The sequence below is a fragment of the Delftia sp. Lp-1 genome (genome assembly GCF_020523835.1).
Classification (GTDB): Bacteria; Pseudomonadota; Gammaproteobacteria; order Burkholderiales; family Burkholderiaceae_C; genus Comamonas; species Comamonas acidovorans.
Window position 1 is genome coordinate 278,680 of the sequence record NZ_JAJALJ010000004.1, and the last position, 26,897, is coordinate 305,576.

A 26,897-nucleotide genomic window follows, 5' to 3' on the forward strand; every position below is an offset into this window, starting at 1 on the left:
TCATTTCCTCCGCAGCTGGCCTTCATGGGCCATCAGGCACGCGGCCACGATGTCGTCCTCCATGTCCACATGCAGGGCGCCATCCTTGTTGATGATGAGCTTGAGAAAATCGAGCACATTGCGTGCATACAGGGCCGAGGCATCGGCCGCCACCATGGCGGGCAGGTTGGTCAGGCCCACGATGGTCACGCCATGCGTGACCACGGTCATGCCGGCCTGGGTCAGCGGGCAGTTGCCGCCGCGCTCGGCCGCCAGGTCCACGATGACAGCGCCGGGCTTCATGGCCTGCACCATCTCGGCCGTGACCAGCACGGGCGCGGGCCGGCCCGGGATCAGCGCCGTGGTGATGACCACGTCGGCCTGGGCCACGCGCTTGGCCACCTCGGCCTTCTGGCGGTCCAGCCAGCTTTGCGGCATGGGGCGCGCGTAGCCGCCCACGCCTTCGGCGGCCTCTTTTTCCTCGGCGGTCTCGTAGGGCACGTCGATGAACTTGCCGCCCAGGGATTCGACCTGCTCACGCACGCTGGGCCGCACATCGCTGGCCTCGATCACGGCGCCCAGGCGCTTGGCCGTGGCAATGGCCTGCAGGCCGGCCACACCCACGCCCAGCACCACGACGCGCGCGGCCTTCACCGTGCCGGCCGCCGTCATCAGCATGGGAAAGAAGCGCTGGTACTGGTTGGCCGCGATCATCACGGCCTTGTAGCCGGCGATATTGGCCTGGCTGGACAGCACGTCCATGCTCTGCGCACGCGTGGTGCGCGGAGCCGCCTCCAGCGCATAGGCCGTGATGCCCGCATCGGCCAGGCGCTGCAGGCCTGCGGGCTGGAACGGGTCCAGCATGCCGACCAGCGTTGCACCCTTGCGGATGCCGGGCAACTCGTCCTCCGAAGGGATACGGACCTTGAGCACCAGGTCGGCGCCCAGGGCGCCTGCCACATCGACGATCTCCGCGCCCGCCGCCTCGTACAAGGCATCGGGCACGCTGGCCGCCACTCCCGCCCCCGCCTGCACGCGCAGCACATGGCCTTGCGCACGCAGCTTCTTGACGGTCTCGGGGGTCGCAGCCACCCGGGTTTCTCCTGCCATGGTCTCGGCAGGCACGCCAATCAACATACCGGTTCTCCCTCGCGTGATGCCGGTACCCGCCCTGCATTGCGCAGGTGGCGGCCCGGCCCATCCTCGAAAAAATCCTTGCGTGCCTGCATCGGGGGCAGGCTGGCTTGGCGGCACGGCTAGCTTGTAACACGGCGGCGTTGCCGCAGCCACGGGGTCTGCCCGCGAGGCTGTCTCCTGTCCGTCACAGGACCTGGATTGCCACGAGATGACAGCCACATTAAATGATCGCCATCCACGGCCCGGCGGACCGCTGCCGTGTCCCAATGCACCTTTGAACGACTGCAGCGGCGCATCCGCGCAGTGCGAAGGAATGCACCATGGGACTCTTGCAAAGACTGTTCGGAAATCATTCGCGCGGCGGCCACCACGGGGGCGGCGCATACCGTGCCGCAGCCGTGGCGGCGGTCTGCCCCGGCTGCCGTGCATCCATTGCCGCAAGCTCGCGCTTTTGCCCGCAGTGTGGCGGCGCGGTGCTGCCGCAGGCCTGCAGGAACTGCAACGCCAGCCATCCGGCCGGCGCGCGGTTCTGCGGGCAATGCGGCCAGCCGACCACCTGACGGCGCAAGCGGGGGCGGCCCTGCGCTGCCATCAGGGGAAGGAGCGGGAATAATGGGCGCTTTCGCCAGAAGCACCCACGCCGCCCATGCTCCAGTACCACACCATCCCCGTCACCGCCTTCCAGCAGAACTGCTCGCTGGTCTGGTGCGACCAGACCATGGAAGCCGCCGTCATTGACCCGGGCGGCGACCTGGAGCAGATCGGCTGGGAGATTGAGCGCCTGGGCCTGGCGCTCAAGGCCATCTGGCTCACGCACGCCCACATAGACCACGCGGGCGGCACGCGCGAGCTGGCCGATGCACAGCAGCTGCCCATCATCGGCCCCCATCCCGGAGACCAGTTCTGGATCGATGCCCTGCCCCAGCAGGGCGCCATGTTCGGCTTCCCGCATTCGGACCCCTTCACGCCCACGCGCTGGCTGCACGATGGCGACACGGTGAGCATCGGCCAGGAAACGCTGCAGGTGCGCCACTGCCCCGGCCATACGCCCGGCCACGTGGTGTTCCATGCGCCGCAGATCGACCGCGCCTTCGTGGGCGATGTGCTGTTCGCGGGCAGCATCGGCCGCACCGACTTTCCCCAGGGCAACCACCAGCAGCTGATCGACAGCATCGTCCAGCGCCTGTGGCCCATGGGCGACCAGACCGTGTTCATCCCGGGCCACGGCCCCGAAAGCAGCTTCGGCCGCGAGCGCAAGAGCAACCCCTACGTGGGCGGTACCTGAGCCGTACGGGAGTCCCCTACAGGACTCCGCGCGCCTGCGTCCATCGGGCATCATGCCCGGCACAGTCGGCGGCGCCCCCGGACCGCCTCCCATTCCAACTAACGGAGACAGCTTCATGAGCACGCAAGAGCACCTGCAGTTCTATATCGACGGCCAATGGGTTCCCCCGGCCGTGCCGCGCACGCTGGATGTGATCAATCCGTCCACCGAGGAGGTGGCGGCTCGCATCAGCATGGGCTCGGCCGCCGATGTCGATGCAGCCGTGGCCGCCGCACGCCGAGCGTTCGACGGCTTCTCGCAGACCACGCGCGACGAGCGGCTGGCCCTGCTGGACAAGGTGCTGGCGGTCTACATGCGCCGCATCGACGAGGTGGCGCAGACCATCTCGCTGGAGATGGGCGCGCCGCTGTGGCTGTCGCGCGCCGCCCAGGCCACGGTGGGCGCGGGGCACCTGAAGCAGACCCTGCAGGTGCTCAAGGAATTCGAGTTCGAGAGCGTGCGCGGCACCACCGGCATCGTGCATGAGCCCGTGGGCGTGGTGGGCATGATCACGCCCTGGAACTGGCCCATCAACCAGATCATGTGCAAGGTGGCACCGGCCCTGGCGGCGGGCTGCACCATGGTGCTCAAGCCCTCGGAGATCGCGCCGCTCAACGCCATCCTGGTGGCCGAGATCCTGCACGAAGCGGGCGTGCCGGCCGGCGTGTTCAACCTGGTCAACGGCGACGGCCCCTCGGTGGGCGAGGCCATGTCCGTGCACCCCGGCATCGACATGATGACCTTCACCGGCTCCACGCGCGCGGGCATTGCCGTGGCCAAGGCCTCGGCCGATACCGTCAAGCGCGTGACGCAGGAGCTGGGCGGCAAGTCGGCCAACATCGTGCTGGACGACGCCGACATCGAAAAGGCCGTGGCCCAGGGCGTGAACGCCTGCTTCACCAATTCGGGCCAGAGCTGCAACGCACCCACGCGCATGTTCGTGCCGCGCGCCCTGCATGCGCGCGCCGTGGCGGCCGCCAAGGCCGCTGCCGAGGGCATGAAGGTGGGCGATGCATTGGCCGACACCGGCGCCATGCACATGGGCCCCGTGGTCAGCGAGGCGCAGTTCCGCAAGATCCAGGGCCTGATCGAGGCCGGCATCGCCGAAGGCGCCACCCTGGTGGCCGGCGGCACGGGCCGCCCCGAGGGCCTTGCACGCGGCTACTTCGTGCGGCCCACGGTGTTTGCCGACGTGCGCAACGACATGACCATTGCGCGCGAGGAAATCTTCGGCCCCGTGCTGGTCATCCTGCCCTACGACACGGAGGAGGAGGCCATCGCCCAGGCCAACGACACGCCCTACGGCCTGTCGGGCTATGTGCAGTCAGGCAGCCTGGAGCGCGCGCGCCGTGTGGCCTCGCGCCTGCGCACCGGCATGGTCCACCTCAACGGCGCAGGGCCGGACTTCGGCGCGCCGTTCGGTGGCTACAAGCAGTCAGGAACGGGCCGGGAATGGGGCGAGCACGGCTTCAAGGAGTACCTTGAAGTGAAAGCCGTGATGGGCTACCAACCCAAGCAAAAAATCACCACCCTCTGAGTCGCTACGCGCCTTCCCCCCGTAGCACGTCGCCTCTCTACTCGCTACGCGAGGGAGGGGGACGACACCCTCGGTGCGGGGCGGCGCGGCCGGCTTAGGCCCTTCCTCGGTGTCCCTGATCTTTGGCCGCGCCAGTTTCAAACACTGCGCCCAAAAAGCTGCCCGGGTCTTAGCTTGCTGGCACGCCTACCCGCGCCGTGCGGCCTCGTAGAGGCCTTCCACGCGCGGGATGTTGCGCTCCAGTTCGCGGATGCGCTCGGGGCCTGCGGGGTGGGTGGACAGGAATTCCAGACCACCACGGTCGCCCGTGGCCTGGCCCATCTTGCGCCACAGCGAGACCGAGGCCTGGGGGTTGTAGCCGGCGCGCGCGGCCAGCTCCAGGCCCACGAGGTCGGCCTCGCTCTCATCGCCCCGGCTGAATTTCAGCGACAGCAGCTGGCCGCCCAGGCGGGCCGCCGCATTGCCCAGGTCGCCCAGGCCCAGCAATTGGGCGCCCAGCGAGATGCCGATGCTGGTGGCCTGGTTCTTGGCCAACTGCTCGCGCGAGTGTTCGCGCAGCGCATGGGCCATTTCGTGGCCCATGATCATGGCGATCTCGTCGTCGGTCAGCTGCAGCTGGTCGATGATGCCCGTGTAGAAGGCGATCTTGCCGCCCGGCATGCAAAAGGCATTGATCTCCTTGCTGCCGATCAGATTCACCTCCCAGCGCCAGGCATTGGCGCGCGGGTTCCATTGGGCGGTGTACGGAATCAGCCGCCGGGCAATGGCGCGCAGCCGCTGAAGCTGCGGGTTGCTGTCGCCAGCCAGTGCGCCCTGGGCGCGGGCCTTGGCCAGCAGTTGCTGGTACTGGTCGGTGGCGGCGCCTTCCAGCGTCTCGGCCGGCACCAGCTTGCGCAGGCCCGAGGCACCGCCCACCTGCACCTGTGCCGCCACCGGCGCCGTGGCCAGCCCCATGGCCACCGCGCTGCCGGCCAGCAGAAAACCGCGACGCGCGCGCCAGGGCGCGCAGGCACAGCCCCAGGCGGACGGGGCACAGGATTCGGAGAAGAGATGGGATGGCTGCTGCATGCCGCCAAGTCTAGCGGCCACGCATGCCTGAAACATGCGGAGAACAGCGCATCGTGAAGAGCGGCGCCGGCCTACAAAGAGTTACGCCATCTGCGCGGCCATCACGGCCCGCTGCGCCCGCATCTCGGCGCCGATCACCAGCATCAGCCCCGCCAGCACGGCCAGCAGCCCCAGCCACGATTGCAGCGGCTGCCGCTCGCCCACGACCCACACCGCCAGCACGAAGGCCGCCACGGGCTCGATCAGGCTCAGCGTCACGCCCGTGGGGCCGGAGATGCTGCGCAGCCCGATGGAAAACAGCATGTGCGCCAGGCCCGACACCACCACGCCCAGGTAGACCACCACCAGCACGGCCGCCAGGCTCCACTGCGGCAGGCCGCTTTGCACCAGAGCAATCGGCACCGCCATGCAGGCGGCCCCGGTGAAGACATAGAAATTCACCACGCGCGGCGACATGTGGGTGACCAGGCGCTTGTTGATCAGCGCATAGCCCGCGTACGACAGCCCCGCCAGCAGGCACAGGGCCAGGCCGCTCCAGGACAGCGTGGCGCCGCCCCGTGCCATCACCATGGCCGCACCTCCCGCCACGCTCACCAGCGTGCCGGCCCACCACAGGGCAGACAGGGGCGCGCGCAGCACCAGCGCCTGCATCAGCCCGGCCCAGATGGGGCCGCTGCCAATGGCCACGGCCGTGCCCACGGCCACGCCCGTGAGCGTCACGCCCTCGTAGAAGAAGATGCTGTAGCCGCCGATTCCCATGGATGCCAGCACGAACCAGGCCGGACGCAGGCCCAGGTGCACGGGGTTGGGCAGCAGCGGCTGGACGGATGCCACGCCCTGCCCCGCCCGCCCGCGCAGCCTCCAATGAGAAACCGCCAGCAGCGCCCCCAGAAACAGGCTGGAAACCGCCAGCTGCGCGGCGCCCACCCAGAACGGCGACAGCCCGCCTGCGCCCAGGCTTTGCGCCGTGCCCGTCGTGCCCCAGAGCACGGCAGCCACCGAAACGAAGGCGATGCCGACGGCGGAGGAAGAAGCGGAAGAGTTGCGAACCATGGCGCCATGTTGCGCCTGGCGCGGCCGGGCACTTGTCGAGAAACGCTCGTAGTCCGCAAGACTGTGAACGGGCTAGCCGCGCAGCTGCCGCGCCGTCACGCCCCGGTCGCGCCGCAGCGCATAGGCCAGCGCGCTGGCCGAGGCATAGCCGCAGCGCAGCGCCGTGGCCTCCAGGGGCAGGCCCCGCGCCAGCCCGCGCTCGGCCGCATCCAGGCGCAGGCCGCGCAGCCAGGCCTGGGGCGGCTGGCCCGCCAGCTCCACGAAGCGTGCGTGAAAGCGCTGGGCGCTCATATGGCACAGGGCGGCCAGCCGGGCCGTGGGCCAGTCCTCGTGCAATGCGGCCTGTACGCTCGTGGTCAGTTGCTGCAGGTCCAGCCCCCGACGCGCCAGCAGGCCGGGCGCCTGCAGCACCTGGGCCAACTGCTCTGTGGCCGGGCCTTCCGACTCCCGGCCGCGCAGGGCGGGCGGCACGGAAAAGCGCCGCATTCGGTCCAGCCCTGGGCCGCTGGGCGCATCGATGACGAACACGCGCGAGCGCGGCGCCGCCAGGTAGCCGTGGTCCACGCCGGCGGGGATGAGCATGCCGCTGACGGCGTCCACAAAGGCGCTGCGCCCGCCCACTTCCAGCTCCATGCGGCCCTGCAGCGCATAGAGGATTTGCGCATGGCCGTGGGCATGGGCCTGGTGCTCGCCGCTGTAGCTGCGCACCGAGCTGTGCGGCGCGAAGGCGGTATCGGTGGCATCGGCCGCGCCGTCTTGCGCGGCGGCATCGCTGTGGAGGGAAGAGAGGGTGTAGGCCATGGCGGCATCCTGTGCCCGCGATGGTAGCGCGCGCCAGTCCGCGCCACCATGGGCCCGATAATGGCCGCAGCCTGCCGCAGCACAACATGACCGAGCCGTCCACCACCCCCCCCTCCGCCCCCTCCACCGCCGCCGAAACGCCCCGCCGCAGTTGGGGCCAGACCCTGCGCGTCTATGCCGAGCCGGCCAGCCTGCGCATGCTGGCCCTGGGTTTTTCGGCAGGCCTGCCGCTGCTGCTGGTGCTGGGCACGCTGTCGTTCTGGCTGCGCGAGGCCGGCGTGGACCGCACCACCATCGGCTACCTGAGCTGGGTGGGCCTGGCCTATGCCTTCAAGTGGGTCTGGTCGCCGCTGGTGGACCGCATGCCGCTGCCGCTGCTCACGCGCTGGCTGGGGCGGCGGCGCGGCTGGCTGCTGTTCGCGCAGATGCTCATCGTCGCCGGGCTGTGCGGCATGGCGTTCAATGATCCGCGCGTCTCGCTCACGCCGCTGGTGTGGTGCGCGCTGGCCGTGGCCTTCGGCTCGGCCACGCAGGACATTGCGCTGGATGCCTACCGCATCGAATCGGCCGACACCGAGCGCCAGGCCGCGCTGGCCGCCACCTACCAGACAGGCTACCGGCTGGCCATGATCTGGGCCGGCGCCGGCGTGCTGTGGCTGGCCGCCCGCGCCGAGGTGGCGGGCACGGCGGGCTACCAGAGCGGCGCCTGGCAGGTGGCCTACCTGGCCATGGCCGCCTCCATGGCCGTGGGCATGCTGACCGTGCTGCTCTCGCCGGAACCGGTGCCGCGCCCGCTGGCGCCTGCCCGCAACGCGGCCGAGTGGCTGCACAGCGCGCTGGTCGAGCCCTTTGCCGACTTCCTGGGCCGCTACCGCTGGCAGGCGCTGCTGGTGCTGGGCCTGATCGCCATCTACCGCATCAGCGACGTGGTCATGGGCATCATGGCCAACCCCTTCTACGTGGACATGGGCTTCACCAAGGACGAGGTGGCCGCCGTGACCAAGGTGTACGGCGTGATCATGACGCTGGCGGGCGCCTTCCTGGGCGGGGCGCTGGCCATGCGCTGGGGCGTGATGCGCGTGCTGATGCTGGGCGCCGCGCTGTCGGCCGCCACCAATCTGCTGTTCGCCTGGCTGGCCACGCGCGGCCATGACGTGAATGCGCTGGTCTGGGTGGTGAGCGCGGACAACCTGGCCGGCGGCATCGCCTCGGCGGCCTTCATCGCCTACCTGTCGGGGCTGACCAATGTGCAGTACTCGGCCACGCAGTACGCGCTGTTCAGCTCCATGATGCTGCTGGCGCCCAAGTGGCTGGCCGGCTTCTCGGGCGCCTTTGTCGATGCGCATGGCTACGTGAGCTTCTTCCAGGCCACGGCCCTGCTGGGCCTGCCCGTGCTGGTGCTGATCGCGCTGGCCTCGCGCGTGCATGCGGTGCGGCCCGCGCAACGCGGCAGTTGAGCGGCTGGCCGCAGGCTGCGCTGTTTTACCGAACTTTACGCAAGCGACAAGCACGGCTGACGGGGCGCTGCGAGCATCGTCGCAATACGACGCCAGGCCCCAGCATGAATACACTGCCCTCCATGAGTACGCACCATCTTCTGATGATCGAAGACGACACCCGCCTCGCGCAGATGGTGGGTGACTACCTGGGCAACAACGGCCTGCAGGTCACCCACATGGGCGACGCCCGCAGCGGCCTGGAGCAGCTGCAGCCCGCCGACGGCGTGGCCGGCGCCGACCTGCCCGACCTCGTCATCCTCGACCTCATGCTGCCCGACATGGACGGCCTGGAGGTCTGCCGGCGCATCCGCGCCCTGCCCGGCCCCGCAGCCCAGGTGCCGGTGCTGATGCTCACGGCCAAGGGCGACCCCATGGACCGCATCATCGGCCTGGAGATCGGCGCCGACGACTACCTGCCCAAGCCCTTCGAGCCGCGCGAGCTGCTGGCGCGCATCCGCGCCATCCTGCGCCGGCGCGGCGGCGGCGGCGAGGGCGCGGCAGCAGGCCAGCCGACCACGGCACTGCGCTTCGGCAGCCTGGAGATCGACCGCGACGCGCGCAGCGTCACCGTGGCGGGCCAGCCCTGCGAGCTGACCTCCTACCAGTTCGACCTGCTGGTCACGCTGGCCGAGCGCGCGGGCCGCGTGCTCACGCGCGACCAGATCATGGAGGCCGTGCGAGGCCGCGAACTGGAGGCCTTCGACCGCTCCATCGACGTGCACATGGGCCGCATCCGCGCCGCCATCGAGGCCGACCCCAAGGCGCCCAAGCGCATCCTGACGGTGCGCGGCGTGGGCTACGTCTTCGCCAAGCAACAAGACTAGCCAAGCGAATGAAGCTGCTGTCCCTCTTCTCCCAGCGCCTGTACCTGCGCATCTGGCTGGCCGTGGTGGGCGGCGTGGCCGTGCTCACGCTGACGGTGGCCTGGGCCTGGCAGATCGCGGCCGAGCAGAACGCGCAGAACGTGCAAAGCGCCAGTTCGCCGCCCTCGCGCGACGTGGCCATGCGCGACGGCCAGGGCAACGTGATCGCCCAGGGCCGTGCGCGGCGCCTGCCCGGCCCGCCCGAAGAGGGCCTGCGCTTCGAGATCGAGGGCACGGACGGCCAGACCTACATGCTGCACATGGCGCCGCGCCCGCCGCGCGGCGACCGCCCGCCGCACGACGGTGCCGCCGCCTTCTGGCTGCGCCCGCCCTTCGGCTTTCTGTGGCTGCTGGGCCTGGTGGGCGTGGCCGTGGCCGTGGGCGTGTTCCCCATCATCCGCCGCCTGCTCAAGCGGCTGGAGAACCTGCAGCGCGGCGTCAAGCGCTTTGGCGAGGGCGACCTGTCGGTGCGCGTGCCCGAGCACGGCAGCGACGAGGTGGCCGACCTGGCCCACCAGTTCAACGCCGCCGCCGCACGCATCGAGACCCTGGTGACCTCGCACAAATCGCTGCTGGCCAATGCCTCGCACGAGCTGCGCTCGCCGCTGACGCGCATCCGCATGGGCCTGGAATTCATGGGCGACGACCCCGCCAGCGCCCGCGCGCGCGCCGAGATCCAGCGCAACATCAGCGAGCTGGACCAGCTGGTGGACGAGATCCTGCTGGCCAGCCGGCTGGAGACCTATGAGGGCGACGTGGGCACGATCGAGCCCGTGGACCTGATCGGCCTGGCCGCCGAGGAATGCGCGCGCGTGGATGCCGACCTGGACCTGCAGTCCACCGACGCGCTGGAAGTGCCCGGCATCTCCAAGCTGCTGCGCCGTGCCGTGCGCAACCTGCTGGAGAACGCGCGCCGCTACAGCCAGGGCGCCATCACGCTGGAGCTGGCGCGCCAGGACGCCATGGCCGAGATCCGCATCTGCGACCATGGTCCCGGCGTGGCCCCGGCCCACCGCGAGCGCATCTTCGAGAAGTTCTTCCGCCTGCCCGGCGCCAGCGAGCGCTCGGGCGGCGTGGGCCTGGGCCTGGCCCTGGTGCGCTCCATCGCCCAGCGCCACGGCGGCAGCGTGCACTGCGAAGGCCGCGCCGACGGCCAGCCGGGCGCCTGCTTCGTGCTGCGGCTGCCGCTGGCCTGAGCTGCCGCCTGCGGCTCAGCCGCGCCGGTGCTGCCACTCCACACGTTCCACCAGATCCCTGAGCAGGTCGAAATGCCAGCGGGTGCGCTTGAGCAGGCGGCCGTAGCGCGAGCGGGGGAAGCGGTAGGCGCCATCGGCCAGCTCGATGGCGCAGGACGCCAGGTGCCACTGCTGCTCGAACGCCTGGTGGCTGTCCGGCGGGTCGGCGCGCATGCGGCGTATGTGCGCCAGCGCCAGCTCCACCGCGCATTCCACGTCGAACTGGCGGGCCTTGCGGTCGGGCTTTTTGCCACAGACCTCCGCCAGGGTGACCAGCCTCCCCTCGATGACGACCAGACAGACATGCATGGCCTGCCACGCGCTGGGCCAGTCGGAAGTCTTTGCGGCTTGTGATCGCTTCGGCAACGGCTGCGCCTGCACTGCCGCGCCGGCAGTGTTTTTGCGGGATGTCATGGGGTCAGCCCTCCTGATAGAGAAGAGGGCCGGAAGGGGCAAGCGCAGCGCTGGGGCTGGCAAGGATGGGGAGGGTCATGGTCTGTTTTCCTACGAGATCACAGAAAACCACCGGTTGAGTTTCTACGCACAACAGGTGGGCGTGGTGGTTAGAAACACGTCCGTAGCCGTGCGGGCGTCCTTGCGGATAGCCCCCACCACGCCCGAAACCATGCGGACAGGCGCAAGCAAATGCGCCAATCCGACGAGATAAGGCATGACAAAGCCCCGCTTTAAGGTGGGGGCTGCAACCTCACGGAAGGTGTTTCTACGCACCGGGCCTTTCGGCTTGCGGCCAGTTTAACGGGGCCAGGGCGGGCCGGCCAGCCGCACCCTCAATCCCGGCCCAGGTGCTCGCACAGGAAGTCGATGAACACGCGGGTCTTGCGCGGCAGGTGGCTGCTGTCGGGAAAGACCACGCTGATGGGCTGGGGCGGCAGCGCGTGGTCCGGCAGCACGCGCTGCAGCACGCCGCCGGCCAGGTCGTCCTCCACAAACCACGCAGGCAGCACGGCCACGCCCAGCGAGGACCGGGCCAGGGCGCGGATGGCGGTGGAGGAGTTGGATTGGTGGGCCGCCCGGCCCACCACGTCCACGCCCTGGCCGCCGGCAGTGCGCAGCGTCCAGGCCGTGGGGTGGGTGAGGTTGCTGTTGGCAATCCAGGGCAGGTCCGCCAGGTCTTCGGGCCTGCGCACGGGATGGCTGCGCAGGAAGGCGGCCGAGGCCACCAGCACGATGTCGTAGCCGGCCAGCCTGCGGCTTTTGAAGCTGGAGTCCGCCAGATGGCCCAGGCGCACGACCAGGTCCAGCTTTTCGGCCACCAGGTCGCTCAGCGAAGAGTTGACGTCATAGGCCACCGAGATGCCCGGGTAGCGCTCCAGGAAGGCCGGGATCAGCGGAAGAATGTACTTCTCCCCGTATTCGCTGGTGGTGCTGATGCGCAGCCGGCCCGCGATGCGGTTGCCGCTGTGCATGGCGTTGTCGAAGGCGCTGCCCACGTCGCGGACGATGCCCTTGAACTCGTCGTAGAACTCCCGCCCGGTTTCCGTCAGGGCGATGCTGCGGGTGTTGCGCACCAGCAGGGCCACCGACAGCGCCTCTTCCAGCGCCTTGACGTGCAGGCTGGCCATGGCCTTGCTGATGCCCAGGAAGTCCGCCGCCCTGGTGTAGGAGCCGAAATCCACCACGGCCAGAAAGGTCTGCGCGCGGTGGAGCAGTGTGTGCATGGCCGTGCTTGTGGGGGTCATTGTTCAATCCAGTCAAACAAAGAGTCCAGCATAGCCCCATCGACGTGGCCGCCCGCGCTCTTTAGTCTTGCCCCTCCTGAAAGCGCAAGATGACATACCGATACCGCCTGGCCACCGTTTTCCTGATGGGTTTTTTCGTCGACTGCATCAACATCTTCATGCCCGCCGTCGCGCTGCCCACGATTGCGGCCGAGTTCCATGTGGGCATCTCGGCCGGGGCCTGGGTGGCCAATGCCTACATGCTGGGATTGACGCTGGCCATTCCCCTCGCCCCCTGGCTGGCCGACCGCTGGGGCGCGCGCGGGCTGATGGCGGGCTCCATGCTGGCCTTCGCCCTGGCCGCCTGGGCCTGCGGCGAGGCAGGCAGCTTCGGCCAGCTGGTGGGCTGGCGCTTCATCCAGGGCATGGCGGGCGGCCTGGTGATCCCAGTGGGCCAGGCCCTGGCCTTCAACCGGTTCCAGGGACCGGCGCGCGCGCGTGTCTCCACGCTGGTCATGGCCGTGGCGCTGATTGCACCGGCCCTCTCGCCCTGGCTGGGCGGGCTGATCGTGGACCACGGCTCCTGGCGCTGGGTGTTCCATTCCAATATTGCGCTGGCCCTGGCCGCCGCAGGCCTGGCCTGGCTGTGGGTGCGCGATGCACCGGCCACGGCCCGGCAGCGGCCCGACCTCAAAGGCCTGGTGCTGGTCAGCGCCGCGCTGGCCGCCTGGCTGCTAGGCATGTCGCTCTATGGCGCAGGCCAAGGCTCGGGCCAGGGCCTGGCGCTGGCCTGGCTGGGCATGGCGGCGGGCCTGGCCTTCACGGTGCTGTATGCCCTCCATGCCCGCAAGACGGCCCACCCCATTGTGGAACTGCAACTGCTCAAAAGCCCGCGCCTGCGCATGTCGGTGGCCGTCTACCACGCCATTCCCGGCGTGTTCACGGGCGTGAACCTGCTCAACATCTTCTACCTGCAGGACATGCTGCACCTGAGCGCGCAGGCCACAGGCCGATTCATGATGGTCTACGCCGGCGGCGCCCTGGTGTCCATGCTGGTGGGCGGCCGGCTGTACAACCGCGCGGGCGCACGGCCCCTGTTCATCGCCAGCATGGTGCTGCACAGCCTGGGCATTGCGGCGCTGGCCGCCGTGGCGGCCCCTGCCGACCCCTGGCTGCTGGCGGCCGCCTACGGCCTGATGGGCCTGGGCGGCGGCCTGGGGGCCAATACCGCGCAGACGACGGCGCTGCTGGACTTCGACGGCCGGCAGACGCAGCAGGCCAGCGTGATCTGGAACCTCAACCGGCAGATGGCCTTCAGCGTGGGCGCTGCGTTTTTCCTGATGGTTTTCAACACGCTCGCCACCCGCCTGGACGCAGGCCGGGCCTATCACATGACGTTTCTGATCGCGTCGCTGGCAGGGCTTGTGCCCCTGCTGCACCTGCGATCGCTGCACACTCCCAAGGACCACCATGCAAGACGACAAGCCCATCGACCGTGACATTGACATCGGCATCGCCGAACGCAGCATCCACCAGGTGCACGCGCTGATCCACACCGTCTTCACCCAACCAGCGGGCGCACAGGCCGCGCTGCAGGCGCTGATGGCGCAGTTCAGCCCGGAATTCAGCATGGTGACCACCACGGGCAGACTTGTCGGCCTGGACGATGTGGAACAGATGTTCCGGCGCGCGGCCGGCCAGCGGCCAGGGCTGGAGATATGCGTCTGCGACATGCAGCCCGTATGGCGGGACACGGCCGGCCTGGCCATGCGCTACCTGGAAACCCATCGCCTGGACGGCGTGGAGACTTCGCGCCGCTCGGTGGTCATCCTCAAACGTGCGGGCCAAGGGGTGCTGTGGCACTACCTGCATGAGACGGCAATGGGCTGATGGCCCAGTCCGCGCTCGCCGCTCAGCCCCGCAGGTAGCGGTCGGCGATGCTGTCGGGCACGTAGAGGCCGCGCTCCAGATAGAAGTCCAGCTTCTTGCGGTCGGGGGCGCGCAGCTTGATCAGCGGCACGGGCGCCTGTTCGGCGCGCGAGAACATCAGGCGGATCTTGAGCGGGGTGCGGCCCCAGTTACCCTGCACGTGCAGGAAGAAGGGTCCGTCCTCGGCCTTGGCCAGCCGCAGGCGGTAGCTGCCACCGGCGCGCAGCACGCGCTGCATGGCTAGGTGCATGCTCAGGTAGGCGGGCATGTCGATGCCCTGGCGCAGTTGTTCGTAATCGCCGGCCTGCTGGAGCTGGGCGATATAGGCCTCGCCCGTCTGCGGCAGGACCTGCTCCACGTATTCCTTGTGCAGGGCCGCGATGAAGGCGCTGCCCGGGGGCGCGGCCATGAGCCAGTTCTCGACCACGGGCACCTGCGGGTCGCGGGTGTAGCGCTCCAGGTAGTAGGCGACCAGGTCGGCGCCGCTGCGCTGCTGCTGCTCCAGCAGCCAGTCCAGCGGCTCGGTGAGGATGGTGCTGGCGTCCAGCCAGATGCCGCCGTGGCGGTGCAGCAATTCCAGGCGCAGCCAGTCCGAGCGCTTGGCCACGGGCAGCTGCTGCAGGTTGCCCGGCAGTTGCGGCACGTACTGCGGCAGTTGCGCGTCGTTGAGGATGCGCAGGCTGTAGCCGGGGTTCAGGCGGGCCCAGTTGTCAAAGCAGCGCTGTATGAGCAGGGGCACCGAGTCGCCGTTCCAGTAGGCCCAGATGATGCGGGGAATGGGCGTGGAGACGGGCACGGGCGCCGCAGGCCCGATGTCATGGCTGCGGAAGTCGGGCGCGGGGCCCTGCTCCAGGCGGCGTGGGAAGGTGGCGTAGAAGCGGCGCATACCGGCCGCCAGCCATAGCTCGCCCCGGGTTTTCAGTTTCAGGCCGCTCATGCAGGGGCTCCTTGCTGGCGTGCCCACTGCTCCCAGCGGCGCAGCTTCCAGGCGCGCAGCACCCAGCCCCTGCGCACATAGGCCTGGCGCAGGGCCGGCAGGGCCAAGGGGGAGATGCGGCCGAAGTCCGCCAGGAACTGCTGGGCCAGTGCCTGCAGCTGCGCGGGCGGCATGTCCCGCTGCCGGTCGAGAAAGCGCAGGGCGCCGATGAGGTTGCGCGCGGCCTGGTGCGCCCAGGCGAACTGCAGGCGCCCGTCGTTGCGCAGCGCATCGTCCTGCAGGGCTTGCACGGCCTGGGCCAGGGGCCACAGGGCGGCGGACTGGTCTGCGGCCTTGGCCGGCGTCATGGACGCGAGGATGGAGTTGGCACGCTGCCGGTAGGCCACCCAGGGCTGGGGGTGGTAGTAGAAGCTGGCGCAGCGCAGCGCCATCTGCGGCATGGTCATCATGTCTTCGAAATAGCGGCCTGCAGGAAAGCGCAGGCCGGCATCCCACAGGCTGCGGCGCGAGATCTTGGACCAGGCATGCAGCTGGCCCGTGCGCAGCAGGCCGGCCAGCAGGGCGCCCCGGTCCTGTGAGCATTGCAGCGTGGGGCCCTGGAAGCTGTGCCGGTGCGCCTCGCCGCGCAGGCGGTGCTTGAGGCGCGGGGCCTCGCGCCAGACGGAGAAGTCGCAGAGCACGGCATCGGGCGCATGTTGTTTCACGATGGCCGACAGCCCGGCAATCGCACCGGGCAGCAGCTTGTCGTCGGAGTCCAAAAACCACAGGTAGTCGCCCGTGGCCGCCTCGATCATGGTGTTGCGCGCCGCGCTCAGGCCGGCGTTGCGCTCATGCTGCATGAGCTGCAGGCGGCCGGGCCAGCGCTGGTCCAGCTGCTGCATCAGGGCCCAGGAGCCATCGGTGGAGCAGTCATCCAGCACCAGCACCTGCATGCCGGCATCGGCCTGGTCCATGACGGACTGCAGGCATTCCTCCAGGTAGGGCACCACGTTGTAGACGGGCACCAGGATGCTGAGCCAGGTCACGGACGCTCCCCCTGCAGCAGGCGGGCGAACAGGTCTTCGTACTGGCCGGTCATGCGCTGCAGGCTGTAGTGCGAAAGGGCTTCCTGCCGCGCGGTGGCGGCCATGCGCACGGCGGCCTCGTCATCCTGCAGCGCCTGCTGCAGGGCGTCGGCCAGCGATTCAGGGTCGGCGTGCGCGGCCAGCAGGCCGTTGTCGCCGGGCCGCACCACTTCCTGCACGCCCACCACGCGGCTGCCCACCACCACGCAGCCCGCCGCCATGCCTTCCAACAGGGACAGGGGCATGCCCTCGTAGTGCGTGGACAGCACGCAGACGCGGTGCGCACGCAGCAGGCCGGGCACGTCGTTGCACATGCCGATGAATTGCACCTGGTCCTGCAGACCCAGTTCGGCGCTGAGCCGCTGCGCCGCCTGCTGGGCGCGCGCCTTGCCGCCGCCGGCCAGGGTCAGCGTGGGCTTGATGCCGCGCTGTCGCAGCACGGCCAGCGCGCGCAGCAAGGTGGCATGGTCCTTTTGCCGCGCAAAGCGCGCGGCCATGACGATGTCCGGGCGGCGCTGCAGCAAGGGGGGTGGCTCCTGCAGATAAGGCTCGGGCCGGATGCCGTTGCTGATGGCCATCAGCTTGGCGGCAGGAAATCCACGGTCCTGCAGGCTCTGGCGCACGCCTTCGGAGCAGCCGACGATGGCGGCCGTGCGCTCGGTCAGCCACAGGGCCTGAGCCAGCCGCCAGCGCGTGTAGCGCTCGCGCGAGTTGTGCTCCACATGCACCAGCCAGGGCACGCCGGCCCACAGCGCGGCAAAGCGGCCCCAGAGGTGGTCGCTGAAACCATGGGCGACCACGATGTCCGGCCGAAAGTCCAGGCAGATGCGGCGCAGCTGCCAGACGGTGGCGGCATGGGACCAGCCGGCCACCACGTCGACATCGATGCCGCCGTCGCGCAGCTTTTGCACGCGTTCATCGGAGGTATTGCGCTTGCGCCGCAGCACCAGCCGGGCGTCGAAGCGGCCCGACGCGCGGTGCGCCGACACCAGATCCACCGCCACCTGGGTGGCACCAGAGAAGCCGCCCGTCACGAAGTGCAGCACCCGGGGCCGGGCCGTGGTGGCGCGCTCTGTCACCGCACGGCTCCGCTGGCCCTTTCCAGGCCATGCAGCGATGACCACAGGGCCACCACGAGGAAGACGAAGAAGACGATGCCGCTGTTGTGCACGAAAAATTGCTGTGACATGCCGAACGCCAGGTACATGGCTGGCATCAGGCTGCCCAGGATACGCAGCAGCAGGGCCTCGCGCCAGGGGGTGCTGTCCGCAGGCCACAGCGCCATGCGCCGCCGCGAGGGCCAGAACAGCCACAGCAGCGAGATGAACAGCGCTGCCTGCAGCAGAACGCCCGGCACGCCGAGCTTGACCCAGATGTCCAGGAAGTCGTTGTGGATGAAGTTGTATTCGCGGATGGACTGGCCATAGCTGCCGGCGTCCACGCGCCGGTGCATCTCGTCCACATAGCCCTGCATGCCCCAGCCCAGCAGGGGCTTCTCGCCGATCATCTGCACGGCCAGCCGGTACTGCTCCAGCCGGGTGCCCAGCGAGGTGTTGGAGTTGCCGGCATGAAGGTAGGTGCTCACATCCAGGTAGACCTCATCCACGCGCTCGCTGACGCGCGGGATGAAGGCCATCACGGTGGCCAGCGCCACCAGCAATGCGGCGCAGCCCAGCAACAGGCGGCCGAAGTACTGCGGACGGTACATGCGCACCAGAATCGTCAGCATGAAGAACATCGGCAACAGCGCCAGCCACCCGCCGCGCGAGCCCGACAGCAGCGAAGCCAGCGCCCCCAGCGCGGCGGCCGCCAGCACCAGCAGGCGCCAAAGCAGGGAGCGCTGGTGCCAGAAGGACAGGGCATAGATGCAGGAGAAGCAGCCCAGCAGCAAGGCCATGTTGCCCCACTGGATGGCATTGGTGTAGCCTGTGGCCCGTTCCATGCCCAGCACGCAGACCTGCCACAGGGCCATGAAGCCCGCGCCTGCGCTGCCCAGCGGAATGCCCCACAGGAAGATCCGCGCCGTGGGCGGATAGCACATGGCAAACAGCAGGCTGACGGCGCCCAGGATGAACTTCACGGGGCGGTCGAACTGCCCGGTGCCCCCGTCCAGCACGGACAGGTGGTACCACATCACCGCCATGCCCATGAACAGTGCAACCAGCAGCCAAGTGCCAGGTGACTGCCTGTACCGGACCCAGCGGGGCAGAAAACACAAGGCGCCCAGGACCATGAGGCCGGCGCCATAGGAATAGCCCGAGCGCAGCCACAAGGCCAGCCCGGGCACCAGAACAGCTGCCAGGGTCGTGAGGACTCCTGGCAGCTTCGACTTGTCAAATCTCATCAAGACCGCAACTTTCTGCCCCAAAATGCGGGCATTCCGCTTTCCATCCGCTCATGAAAAAAATTCCTGCGGTCTTATTCAGGCTGCTCCATCGCTGGGCGGCGCCTTCCAAAATCGGCGCAGATTACACCATGCCTGCGCCCTTGCAGCTGCCCCCATCGCCCCCGGCAGCCGATGGTCTTGCAGCGGAAATCCCGAAAACGATCTGGACGTACTGGAACCAGTCCGGCCTGGATCCCTTCGTCCAGCAGTGCGTGGACAGCTGGCGGCGGCAGTGCCCGGATCACCAGGTCATCGTCGTGACGCCAGAGAACCTGGGCCAGTACGTCGCCCCCGGCGACCTTCCTGCGGCGTTTGCCGAACTCCATCCCACCAAGCAATCGGACTGGCTTCGCCTGTACCTGGTGGCACGCCACGGCGGCTACTGGTTCGACGCCACCACGCTGCTGACCGCGCCACTGGACTGGATGGGCGCCTGCCCCGGCGCAGGCGCTGCCGAGCTGGCAGGCTTCTACCTTGAGGGCTTCACCAGGGACAGGCGCTACCCCGTGATCGAAAGCTGGTCATTCTGCGCTCCGGCCGGCTCGCGCTTTGTATCGGAATGGCAAAAGGAGTTTCACCAGGCGCTGATCGTGGACGGCCCCGAGGCCTATCTGCTGCGCCTGCAGTCGCGGCCCGACGCCGCCGAGGTGCTGCAGGGCATTCCCGATCCAAATTACCTTCTGATCCATGTGACGGCCCAGCAGGTGATGCGGCGCCTGCCCGATGCCCGGTTCACGCTGTTCAAGGCCGAGGACACGGCCTTCTTCTATCACTCTGCCCTGCGCTGGAAGTGGTACCTGCTCTACCCCCAGCTGTGCCTGGCGAAGGCGCCGCAGGTGGCGGCGCCCATCGTCAAGCTGCGCGGCGGGGAGCGGCGCCATTTCACGGACATGCTGGCTTTGCACGGAGGTGCTGCGCCCGGCAGCATCTGGAGCCGCGCGCTGTCGGCGCGCTGAGACACACAAAGCGGGCCGAGGCCCGCTTTGTTCAATGCCCGCCTGCGAAGACTTCGCCGGCTTTCAGGCGGTACAGCGTGCCGCAGTAGGGGCACTTGGCTTCGCCGGTGTGGGCCACGTCCAGGTAGACCTTGGGATGGCTGTTCCACAGCTTCATGTCGGCCTTGGGGCTGGGGCAGAACACGCCGCCCTGGGCGTTGAGGTCCTTGGCCGCCAGTTCGACGGTGGCATTCGTTGTCATGCTTGCTTATCTCTTTCGTGGGTCTCTAGGGATGTTCAGACCCGAGTCAGCCAATGGGCGTACTTGGGGTTGCGGCCGTTGACGATGTCAAAGAAGGCCTGCTGGATCTTTTCGGTGAGAGGGCCGCGGCTGCCCGCGCCGATCTCGATGCGGTCCACCTCGCGGATGGGCGTGACTTCGGCGGCCGTGCCGGTGAAGAAGACTTCGTCGGCGATGTACAGCTCGTCGCGCGTGATGCGCTTTTGCACCACTTCCAGGCCCAGGTCCTTGCAGATGTGCATCACGGTATTGCGCGTGATGCCGTTGAGCGCGCCGGCCGACAGGTCGGGCGTGTAGACCACGCCGTCCTTGATGACGAAGATGTTCTCGCCCGAGCCTTCGGAGACGAAGCCCGAGGCGTCCAGCAGGATGGCCTCGTCATAGCCGTCGTCCAGCGCCTCGGTGTTGGCCAGGATGGAGTTGGTGTAGTTGCTCACCGCCTTGGCCTGGCTCATGGTGATGTTCACATGGTGGCGCGTGAAGCTGGAGATCTTCACGCGTATGCCGCGCTGCATGCCTTCTTCGCCCAGGTAGGCGCCCCAGGCCCAGGCCGCGACCATCAGGTGGATGGTGTTGCCCTTGGGGGAGACGCCCAGCTTGCGGTCGCCGATCCAGGTCAGCGGGCGCAGGTAGCACGATTCCAGCTGGTTGGCGCGCACGACCTCGACCTGGGCCTGGTTCACCGCTTCCTGGGTGAACGGGATCTGCATGCGCAGGATCTTGGCGCTGTTGAACAGGCGCTTGGTGTGGTCTTCCAGGCGGAAGATGGCCGGCCCCTGCTCGGTCTTGTAGGCCCGAACGCCCTCGAATGCGCCGCAGCCGTAGTGCAGCGTGTGGGTCAGCACATGGATCTTGGCATCGCGCCAGTCCACCAGCTGGCCATCCATCCAGATCTTGCCGTCACGGTCGGCCATCGAGGGAACAACGGGGCTCATAGGAACATCCTTGGGGGTATTGAACAGAACACCAACCCGGTATTTTAGGGCGCAGGGGCTGCCTCGGGGGCCGCAGACGCCGGCTCGGGCTCGGGCGTGGGGCGTACCAGGGTCCATTTCATGAGACGGCCACTCTTGAACTCGCAGGTCACATACGACTGCGTGCCGTCGGTCCAGCGGTAGATCTCGGGCTGCTGGCCCTCCTCGGACAGGCGCTCGCCCAGGGAGCGCGTCATGGCCACCACGTGCATCAGCGAGACCTTGGGCTTGAGCTTGACGTTGAGCATGACGGCGCTGCCCACATAGCCCATGGGCCGGTCCGATGCCTTCCTCATGATGGACATCAGCCGCGTGAAATGCAGCAACAGCCACATCATGATGCCGCCGCCCACGGCGACCACACCCATCCAGCCATAGGACTGGTGCGCAGCCACCAGCAGTACGAGCAGGCCCAGAGGAATCAGGATATTGCGCAAATTCATGGCGCCGATTGTCTTATGGAGGCGCCGCAGGGCCGCTGCGGACAGTGCGTATGCCCCCGCAATGCGCTCGGCAAGAGCGTCAGCCCATCCCTCGGACGATATTCATGGCCTCGTCCACGCGTTCGACGGCATGCACGGTCAGACCGGCAATAGCCTTCTTGGGCGCATTGGCCTTGGGTACCACGGCCATGGTGAAGCCCAGCTTGGCCGCTTCCTTCAGGCGCTCCTGGCCGCGCGGCGCGGGGCGGACTTCGCCGGCCAGGCCCACTTCGCCAAAGGCGAGGAATCCCTTGGGCAGGGCGCGGCCACGCAGGCTGGAGGTGATGGACAGCATGACGGCCAGATCGGCCGCAGGCTCGCTGATGCGCACGCCGCCCACGGCGTTGACGAACACATCCTGGTCCGCGCAGGCCACACCCGCGTGGCGGCTGAGCACGGCCAGCAGCATGGCCAGCCGGTCGCGGTCCAGGCCCACGGACAGGCGCCGCGGCGCGGGGCCGCCCTGATCGACCAGGGCCTGTATCTCCACCAGCATGGGGCGCGTGCCCTCCAGCGTGACCAGCACGCAGGAGCCGGGCACGGGCTCGCTGTGCTGGGACAGGAAGATGGCGCTGGGGTTGGTGACGCCCTTGAGGCCCTTCTCCGTCATGGCGAAGACGCCGATCTCGTTGACGGCACCAAAGCGGTTCTTGATGGCGCGCACCAGGCGAAAGTTGCTGTGCGTGTCGCCCTCGAAGTAGAGCACCGTGTCCACCATGTGCTCGAGCACGCGCGGGCCGGCCAGTGCGCCTTCCTTGGTCACATGGCCGACCAGGATCACGGTGATGCCCGTGGTCTTGGCCGCGCGCGTGAGGTGGGCCGCGCATTCGCGCACCTGGGCCACCGAGCCCGGTGCCGAGGACAGCTGATCCGAGTACACGGTCTGTATGGAGTCGATGACGACCACGGCCGGCTGGGTGGCCTCCATGGTGGCGAGGATCTTCTCCAGCTGGATCTCGGCCAGCACGTTGACCTGGCTGGCCTCCAGCCCCAGGCGGCGCGAGCGCAGCGCGACCTGGGCACCGCTTTCCTCGCCCGTGACATACAGCGTGGGCAGGCCGACGCGGTGCAGCGCGTCCATGGCCTGCAGCAGCAGGGTGGACTTGCCGATGCCGGGATCGCCACCAATCAGCACCACGCCGCCTTCGACAATGCCGCCTCCCAGCACGCGGTCCAGCTCCTCGATGCCGCTGGGCGTGCGCGCCACGTCCTGGGCCTCGATGGCCGACAGCGGCATCACGGCCTGGACATTGGCCAGGCCCGCATAGCCCTGGGGCTGGCTGAGCCGGTTCTTGCCCGCGCTCGCAGGCTCGGCAACGGCCTCGATCAGCGAGTTCCAGGCCCCGCAGGCCGGGCATTTGCCCAGCCAGCGCGGGCTGGTGCCTCCGCAGGCATTGCAGATGAACGTGGTTTTGTCTTTGGCCATGGGGTGAGCACTATACCGAGCGGTGGTTGCCGCCCTGGCACGCATGTTTCGCGCCTATCGCAGTTGCGTGACGGAAAGATATCGGTTATAGTTCACTTCTTCGCTGCAGAAAATGCAGTGAAAACGAAATTACTGCGGATTACCGCGCGATGGAGCAGTCTGGTAGCTCGTTGGGCTCATAACCCAAAGGTCGGAGGTTCAAATCCTTCTCGCGCAACCACCACGAAAAAAAGCCCACTTCGGTGGGCTTTTTTTCGTCTGTACTTCCGTTCTTTTCTCCAGGCAGGTCAGCTGGGATCGTTCAGGTCTTCATGGTGGTCGGCCGTGCCCTGCTTCCAGTAAGAGGCCACGCGCATGCGCTTGGGAGATGCGCCCTTGGCCAGCAGCAGGCGACGCAGCTCGGCCATGGCGCTGTGCTCGCCCGCCGCCCAGATATAGCCGTCGTCCTGGGGCAGCTCCAGCGCCTGCACGGCATCGGCCAGCGATTCGACCCAGTCGCAGTCCAGCCGGGCCGTGCTGCTCCACTGACGGCGGTCGGCCGGGTTGCGCAGCTGCACGCGCACCACGGCGCGGCTGCCGGCGGGCAGCTCGGCCAGGCGCCGCTCGATGGCGGGCATGGCGGTCTCGTCGCCGAACAGCCAATGCCATGGCAGGTTGGCCGAGATCACCAGGCTGCCGCGCGGACCGGCCAGGCCCACCCACTGGCCCAGCGGGGCGGTCAGCGCCCATTCGGTGGCGGGGCCGGCATCGTGCAGCGCGAAATCCATGATGAGGTTCTGGCGCGCGGCGTCGTAGCGCAGCGGCGTGTAGTCGCGCAAGGTGGGGCGCTCGTCCTCCACGAAGGTCGGGCGGCCATCGAGCAGCACGGGAAGCGCGGGCAGTTCGCGCCCGGCCTGCGGCAGGATGAGCTTGACGTGGTCGTCAAAACCGGCGCTCACGAAGTCCTCCAGATCGGGGCCGCCCAGGGTCAGGCGGACAAAGCCGGGGCTGGGCTGTTCGCGCGAGAGCAATTGCACATGGCGGGCGCGGAAGGAATGGCGGACACGGTGGACGACGGGGGCCGGTGTCACGGCAGAGGTGGCTGGATTGGGCAAGTTCATTGGCGAAACGGCCTGTGACGGCCTAGAATGTTGATTTAGTCCACCAATTCTCTGTCGTCCGTTGACTTTGTCAACATATTTCCACAAGACCCTGCCATGAATGCCTCCCTGCCCGCCGATATCTTCGAGGCCATGCACGAGCTGCTGCACCTGTTCCGGTCGCGCATGCGCGAGGACATGGAGTCCATGGAGCCCGGGCTGACGCCCAACGAGGTGCGCGTGCTGATGTACGTGGGCCGGCACCCGGGCCGCACGCAAAGGGATCTGGTCGACCACAGCCACATGGACAAGGCCCAGCTTGCGCGCATGCTGGCGCAGCTGCAGGAGCAGGGATGGCTGGACCGCGAACCGGACGCCCGCGACCGCCGCGTGCGCTGCCTGAGCCTCAGCCCCCAGGGGCAGGCCCTGTTCGACCGGCTGCGCCAGTCGCGCCAGGCGCTGGCGGCCCGGCTGCTCAAGGATTGGGAGCCCGCCGCGCAACAGCAGTTGATGGCGCTGCTGGAGCGGGCCAGGGACAGCGTGGAAGCCGCGCCCTGATCAATCGACGGTCTTGTTCACGCGCGGCGCGACGGCGCACATGAGTTCATAGCCCAGCGTGCCTGCGGCCTCGGCCACCTCGTCGATGGGCAGCACCGCGCCGTTGCTGGCGCGGCCCCACAGCGTGACTTCGCTGCCCATGCCGGCATCGGGCACGGGCGTCAGGTCCACGGCCAGCATGTCCATGCTCACGCGGCCCAGGGTGCGGGTGCGCACGCCGTTCACCAGCACGGGCGTGCCCGTGCCGCAGTGGCGTGGATAGCCGTCGGCATAGCCGCAGGCCACGGTGCCCAGGCGCAGGGGGCCGTCGGCCGTGAAGCGCGATCCATAGCCCACGCTCTGCCCCTCGGTCAGTTGCTGCACGCCGATGATGCGCGAGCTCAGCGTCTGCGTGGGCTGCAGGTCCCAGTGGGCCGCCGTGTGCTGCGGATAGTCGGGGGAGCTGCCGTAGAGCACGATGCCCGGCCGCACCCAGTCGCAGCGCACCAGCGCGTCGTCGCCCTGGCGCAGCGTGGCGGCGCTGTTGCCCACGCTGCGCTCGCCGGGCAGGTCGCGCGTGGCGTCATGAAAGCGCTGCAGCTGTGCCGAGATTCCGGGCTGTCCAGCCCCTGCGTCGGCATCGCTGAAATGGGTCATGAACGAGATTTCCTCCACCTGGGGCAAGGCGTTCAGCCGGGCCCAGGCCGCGCGGTATCGCTCGGGCGTGAAGCCCAGGCGGTTCATGCCGGAGTTCATCTTGAGGAAGACGCGGTGGCCGTTCTGCGTCTTGTGCGCGGCCAGCCAGTCGATCTGGGCGTCGCAGTGCACGGCATGCCAGATGGACAGGCGCGAGCACAGCTCCAGGTCGCGCGGCTCGAAGACGCCTTCCAGCAGCAGGATGGGGCCGCGCCAGCCCAGCTGGCGCACGCGTTCGGCCTCGGCCAGGTCCAGCATGGCGAAGCCGTCGGCGCCGCGCAGGGCCTCGAACACGTTCTCGATACCGTGGCCATAGGCGTTGGCTTTGACCACGGCCCACAATTTGGCATCGGGGACCGCTTGCCGCACCCGCTCCAGATTGTGGCGAAGCGCGGCGGAATGGATGGTGGCAAGAATGGGACGCGGCATGGTTTTCACTCAGTCAGAAGCTTGGGATTCTGGCACTGCCAGCCAAAGGCCGCGTGATATAACCGCCAGTCACTTGCCACGGGGTCCTTATTTAACCGGTCAGCAGCCCTGCAGCTGACCCCATCTGCCTATCCATGAAGCGCGGTTTCTACACCATCATGTCAGCGCAGTTCTTCAGCTCGCTGGCAGACAACGCCCTGTTCGTGACCGCCGTGGAACTGCTGCGCACCAATGGCGCCCCCGAGTGGCAGCGCGCCGCCCTGGTGCCCATGTTCGCGCTGTTCTACGTGATCCTGGCCCCCTTCGTCGGCGCCTTTGCCGACGCCCTGCCCAAGGGGCGGGTGATGTTCATCAGCAATGCGATCAAGATCGTGGGCTGCCTGATGATGCTGTTCGGCAACCACCCGCTGATCGCCTACGCCGTGGTGGGCCTGGGCGCAGCGGCCTACTCGCCGGCCAAGTACGGCATCCTCACCGAGTTGCTGCCCGCCTCCCAGCTGGTCAAGGCCAATGGCTGGATCGAGGGGCTGACCATCACCTCCATCATCCTGGGCGTGCTCGTGGGTGGGCAGTTGCTGAGCCCGGGCATCTCGGCCCATCTGCTGGACTTTGACCTGCCGCTGCTGGACACGGGCGTGGACACGGCCGCTGAAGCGGCGATTGCCGTGCTGGTCGGCGTCTATGCGCTGGCCGCCTGGTTCAACCTGCGCATTCCGCTGACCGACACCATCCTGCGCCCGCTGCGCCAGGACCCCAGCAAGAGCCTGCTGGCCAACACCCTGGCCCTGCTGCCCGACTTCTGGACCTGCAGCCAGCGGCTGTGGGGGGACAAGTTGGGCCAGATCTCGCTGTCCACGACCACGCTGTTCTGGGGCGTGTCGGGCAACCTGCGCTACATCGTGCTGGCCTGGGGCGCGGCGGCCCTGGGCTACGGCACCTCCCAGGCATCGGCCCTGGTGGGCGTGGTGGCCATCGGCACGGCCGCAGGCGCCATCCTCGCGTCCATGCGCATGCGGCTGGACAACGCCACGCGCGTGATTCCGCTGGGCATCACCATGGGCCTGCTGGTGATCGCCATGATCTTCATCAAGAGCGTGTGGGTGGCCATTCCCTTCCTGATCCTGCTGGGCGGCCTGGGCGGCTTCCTGGTCGTGCCCATGAATGCGCTGCTGCAGCACCGCGGCCACAACCTCATGGGCGCGGGCCGCTCGATTGCCGTGCAGAACTTCAACGAGCAGGCCTGCATCCTGGCGCTGGGCGCCTTCTATGCGCTGTCCACCAAGTTCGGACTGTCGGCTTTCGGCGCCATCACGGTGTTCGGCCTGGTGGTGGCCGGCATCATGTGGCTGATCGGCCGCTGGCACGTCAGCAATGTGCGCAACCATCCCGAGGAAGTCGAGCGCCTGCTGGTGATTGCCCGCAAGGATTGTCATTGAGACTACCCCCTGAGGCGCTTCGCGCCTTCCCCCAGGGGGGACGACACCCTCGCGGCGGGGCGGCCCTGGCTCGGTGTCTCTCGCTTTGGGCCTCGCCAGTTCCATAGGGCG

27 protein-coding genes and 1 tRNA gene are annotated in these 26,897 nt (G+C 68.4%); 12 read left to right on the forward strand and 16 right to left on the reverse strand.

Annotated elements, in window-relative coordinates; translation table 11 throughout:
• Positions 1-1,116 carry a Re/Si-specific NAD(P)(+) transhydrogenase subunit alpha gene (locus tag LGR64_RS26475; RefSeq protein ID WP_063327715.1) on the reverse strand — a complete coding sequence of 372 codons (1,116 nt, stop codon included), beginning with the start codon at positions 1,114-1,116 and terminating at the stop codon, positions 1-3.
• Positions 1,117-1,436: 320 nt separating this feature from the next.
• Here LGR64_RS26475 and LGR64_RS26480 point away from each other — a divergent pair, with 320 nt between their 5' ends.
• The 3 genes from LGR64_RS26480 to LGR64_RS26490 all read left to right on the forward strand — a co-directional run bounded on the left by LGR64_RS26480 (position 1,437) and on the right by LGR64_RS26490 (position 3,977).
• On the forward strand, positions 1,437-1,676 hold the full coding sequence (locus LGR64_RS26480) for a zinc ribbon domain-containing protein (protein WP_013800208.1): 240 nt from the start codon (positions 1,437-1,439) through the stop codon (positions 1,674-1,676).
• 86 nt (positions 1,677-1,762) lie between these two features.
• The gene (locus LGR64_RS26485) at positions 1,763-2,401 is read left to right on the forward strand and encodes an MBL fold metallo-hydrolase (protein WP_012202273.1); all 639 of its coding nucleotides are present in this window, start codon (positions 1,763-1,765) and stop codon (positions 2,399-2,401) included.
• A 115-nt stretch (positions 2,402-2,516) separates the two neighbouring features.
• A complete protein-coding gene (locus LGR64_RS26490; protein ID WP_141832764.1) occupies positions 2,517-3,977 on the forward strand; it encodes an aldehyde dehydrogenase family protein in 1,461 nt (486 codons plus the stop codon).
• Between the two features lie 186 nt (positions 3,978-4,163).
• Here LGR64_RS26490 and LGR64_RS26495 read toward each other — a convergent pair whose 3' ends face one another.
• From LGR64_RS26495 to LGR64_RS26505, 3 genes are all read right to left on the reverse strand, one after another.
• Entirely contained in the window at positions 4,164-5,066 is a 903-nt protein-coding gene (locus LGR64_RS26495) for a M48 family metallopeptidase (RefSeq protein WP_141832766.1), read from the reverse strand.
• Positions 5,067-5,126: 60 nt separating this feature from the next.
• Positions 5,127-6,098 (reverse strand): DMT family transporter, encoded by a 972-nt coding sequence (locus tag LGR64_RS26500; RefSeq protein ID WP_141832768.1) that lies wholly within the window; start codon positions 6,096-6,098, stop codon positions 5,127-5,129.
• A 72-nt stretch (positions 6,099-6,170) separates the two neighbouring features.
• The gene (locus LGR64_RS26505) at positions 6,171-6,899 is read right to left on the reverse strand and encodes a helix-turn-helix domain-containing protein (protein WP_047326943.1); all 729 of its coding nucleotides are present in this window, start codon (positions 6,897-6,899) and stop codon (positions 6,171-6,173) included.
• A gap of 86 nt (positions 6,900-6,985) precedes the next feature.
• Here LGR64_RS26505 and LGR64_RS26510 point away from each other — a divergent pair, with 86 nt between their 5' ends.
• The 3 genes from LGR64_RS26510 to LGR64_RS26520 all read left to right on the forward strand — a co-directional run bounded on the left by LGR64_RS26510 (position 6,986) and on the right by LGR64_RS26520 (position 10,457).
• Positions 6,986-8,356: an AmpG family muropeptide MFS transporter gene (locus tag LGR64_RS26510; RefSeq protein ID WP_434533786.1), complete on the forward strand. Its 1,371-nt coding sequence runs from the start codon at positions 6,986-6,988 to the stop codon at positions 8,354-8,356.
• A gap of 104 nt (positions 8,357-8,460) precedes the next feature.
• Positions 8,461-9,222 carry a response regulator transcription factor gene (locus LGR64_RS26515; RefSeq protein ID WP_230357336.1) on the forward strand — a complete coding sequence of 254 codons (762 nt, stop codon included), beginning with the start codon at positions 8,461-8,463 and terminating at the stop codon, positions 9,220-9,222.
• Between the two features lie 8 nt (positions 9,223-9,230).
• On the forward strand, positions 9,231-10,457 hold the full coding sequence (locus tag LGR64_RS26520) for an ATP-binding protein (RefSeq protein ID WP_063327723.1): 1,227 nt from the start codon (positions 9,231-9,233) through the stop codon (positions 10,455-10,457).
• A 15-nt stretch (positions 10,458-10,472) separates the two neighbouring features.
• Here the strand turns inward: LGR64_RS26520 and LGR64_RS26525 are convergent, their stop codons facing one another.
• Both LGR64_RS26525 and LGR64_RS26530 read right to left on the reverse strand, forming a co-directional pair.
• Complete coding sequence (locus tag LGR64_RS26525; RefSeq protein ID WP_230357338.1) at positions 10,473-10,910, reverse strand: hypothetical protein; 438 nt, start codon at positions 10,908-10,910, stop codon at positions 10,473-10,475.
• Between the two features lie 374 nt (positions 10,911-11,284).
• On the reverse strand, positions 11,285-12,175 hold the full coding sequence (locus tag LGR64_RS26530) for a LysR family transcriptional regulator (RefSeq protein ID WP_223275289.1): 891 nt from the start codon (positions 12,173-12,175) through the stop codon (positions 11,285-11,287).
• 110 nt (positions 12,176-12,285) lie between these two features.
• On the opposite strand from LGR64_RS26530, the gene LGR64_RS26535 reads away from it, so the two are divergent.
• Together LGR64_RS26535 and LGR64_RS26540 are read left to right on the forward strand one after the other, a co-directional pair.
• Complete coding sequence (locus LGR64_RS26535) at positions 12,286-13,674, forward strand: MFS transporter (protein WP_230357340.1); 1,389 nt, start codon at positions 12,286-12,288, stop codon at positions 13,672-13,674.
• Complete coding sequence (locus LGR64_RS26540) at positions 13,646-14,065, forward strand: DUF4440 domain-containing protein (protein WP_141832776.1); 420 nt, start codon at positions 13,646-13,648, stop codon at positions 14,063-14,065. Before LGR64_RS26535 ends, LGR64_RS26540 begins: the two co-directional genes overlap by 29 nt.
• 22 nt (positions 14,066-14,087) lie before the next feature.
• Here LGR64_RS26540 and LGR64_RS26545 read toward each other — a convergent pair whose 3' ends face one another.
• From LGR64_RS26545 to LGR64_RS26560, 4 genes are read right to left on the reverse strand one after another with little or no spacing between them, the layout of a single operon-like run.
• Positions 14,088-15,041, reverse strand: coding sequence for a glycosyltransferase family 32 protein (locus LGR64_RS26545; protein WP_230357342.1), 954 nt, complete (start codon positions 15,039-15,041; stop codon positions 14,088-14,090).
• Entirely contained in the window at positions 15,038-16,066 is a 1,029-nt protein-coding gene (locus tag LGR64_RS26550; RefSeq protein ID WP_230357344.1) for a glycosyltransferase family 2 protein, read from the reverse strand. The genes LGR64_RS26545 and LGR64_RS26550 overlap by 4 nt, the downstream gene beginning before the upstream one ends.
• Positions 16,063-17,184, reverse strand: a complete 1,122-nt coding sequence (locus LGR64_RS26555; RefSeq protein ID WP_141832782.1) for a glycosyltransferase — start codon at positions 17,182-17,184, stop codon at positions 16,063-16,065. The genes LGR64_RS26550 and LGR64_RS26555 overlap by 4 nt, the downstream gene beginning before the upstream one ends.
• Positions 17,181-18,449, reverse strand: coding sequence for an O-antigen ligase family protein (locus LGR64_RS26560; protein WP_141832784.1), 1,269 nt, complete (start codon positions 18,447-18,449; stop codon positions 17,181-17,183). The genes LGR64_RS26555 and LGR64_RS26560 overlap by 4 nt, the downstream gene beginning before the upstream one ends.
• 131 nt (positions 18,450-18,580) lie before the next feature.
• Between LGR64_RS26560 and LGR64_RS26565 the strand changes: the two genes are divergently transcribed.
• Positions 18,581-19,447, forward strand: coding sequence for a capsular polysaccharide synthesis protein (locus LGR64_RS26565; RefSeq protein ID WP_230357346.1), 867 nt, complete (start codon positions 18,581-18,583; stop codon positions 19,445-19,447).
• Positions 19,448-19,478: 31 nt separating this feature from the next.
• On the opposite strand, the gene LGR64_RS26570 is transcribed toward LGR64_RS26565, so the two are convergent.
• The 4 genes from LGR64_RS26570 to radA form a co-directional block, all read right to left on the reverse strand.
• Positions 19,479-19,688 carry a zinc-finger domain-containing protein gene (locus LGR64_RS26570; protein WP_012202256.1) on the reverse strand — a complete coding sequence of 70 codons (210 nt, stop codon included), beginning with the start codon at positions 19,686-19,688 and terminating at the stop codon, positions 19,479-19,481.
• 35 nt (positions 19,689-19,723) lie between these two features.
• Positions 19,724-20,662 (reverse strand): branched-chain amino acid transaminase, encoded by a 939-nt coding sequence (locus tag LGR64_RS26575; protein ID WP_016448585.1) that lies wholly within the window; start codon positions 20,660-20,662, stop codon positions 19,724-19,726.
• 44 nt (positions 20,663-20,706) lie between these two features.
• Positions 20,707-21,144 carry a glycerate kinase gene (locus LGR64_RS26580; protein ID WP_141832788.1) on the reverse strand — a complete coding sequence of 146 codons (438 nt, stop codon included), beginning with the start codon at positions 21,142-21,144 and terminating at the stop codon, positions 20,707-20,709.
• A 79-nt stretch (positions 21,145-21,223) separates the two neighbouring features.
• The gene (gene radA / locus LGR64_RS26585; protein WP_034397813.1) at positions 21,224-22,609 is read right to left on the reverse strand and encodes a DNA repair protein RadA; all 1,386 of its coding nucleotides are present in this window, start codon (positions 22,607-22,609) and stop codon (positions 21,224-21,226) included.
• Positions 22,610-22,752: 143 nt separating this feature from the next.
• Between radA and LGR64_RS26590 the strand changes: the two genes are divergently transcribed.
• Positions 22,753-22,829: transfer RNA gene (locus LGR64_RS26590), tRNA-Met, on the forward strand.
• A gap of 67 nt (positions 22,830-22,896) precedes the next feature.
• Here the strand turns inward: LGR64_RS26590 and LGR64_RS26595 are convergent.
• Positions 22,897-23,709, reverse strand: coding sequence for a siderophore-interacting protein (locus LGR64_RS26595; protein WP_141832790.1), 813 nt, complete (start codon positions 23,707-23,709; stop codon positions 22,897-22,899).
• 96 nt (positions 23,710-23,805) lie between these two features.
• Between LGR64_RS26595 and LGR64_RS26600 the strand changes: the two genes are divergently transcribed.
• Positions 23,806-24,246: a MarR family winged helix-turn-helix transcriptional regulator gene (locus tag LGR64_RS26600; protein WP_012202251.1), complete on the forward strand. Its 441-nt coding sequence runs from the start codon at positions 23,806-23,808 to the stop codon at positions 24,244-24,246.
• Here LGR64_RS26600 and alr read toward each other — a convergent pair whose 3' ends face one another.
• On the reverse strand, positions 24,247-25,350 hold the full coding sequence (gene alr / locus LGR64_RS26605) for an alanine racemase (RefSeq protein ID WP_141832792.1): 1,104 nt from the start codon (positions 25,348-25,350) through the stop codon (positions 24,247-24,249).
• A gap of 134 nt (positions 25,351-25,484) precedes the next feature.
• Here alr and lplT point away from each other — a divergent pair, with 134 nt between their 5' ends.
• A complete protein-coding gene (lplT, locus tag LGR64_RS26610; protein WP_198820250.1) occupies positions 25,485-26,786 on the forward strand; it encodes a lysophospholipid transporter LplT in 1,302 nt (433 codons plus the stop codon).
• Positions 26,787-26,897: the final 111 nt, after the last annotated feature.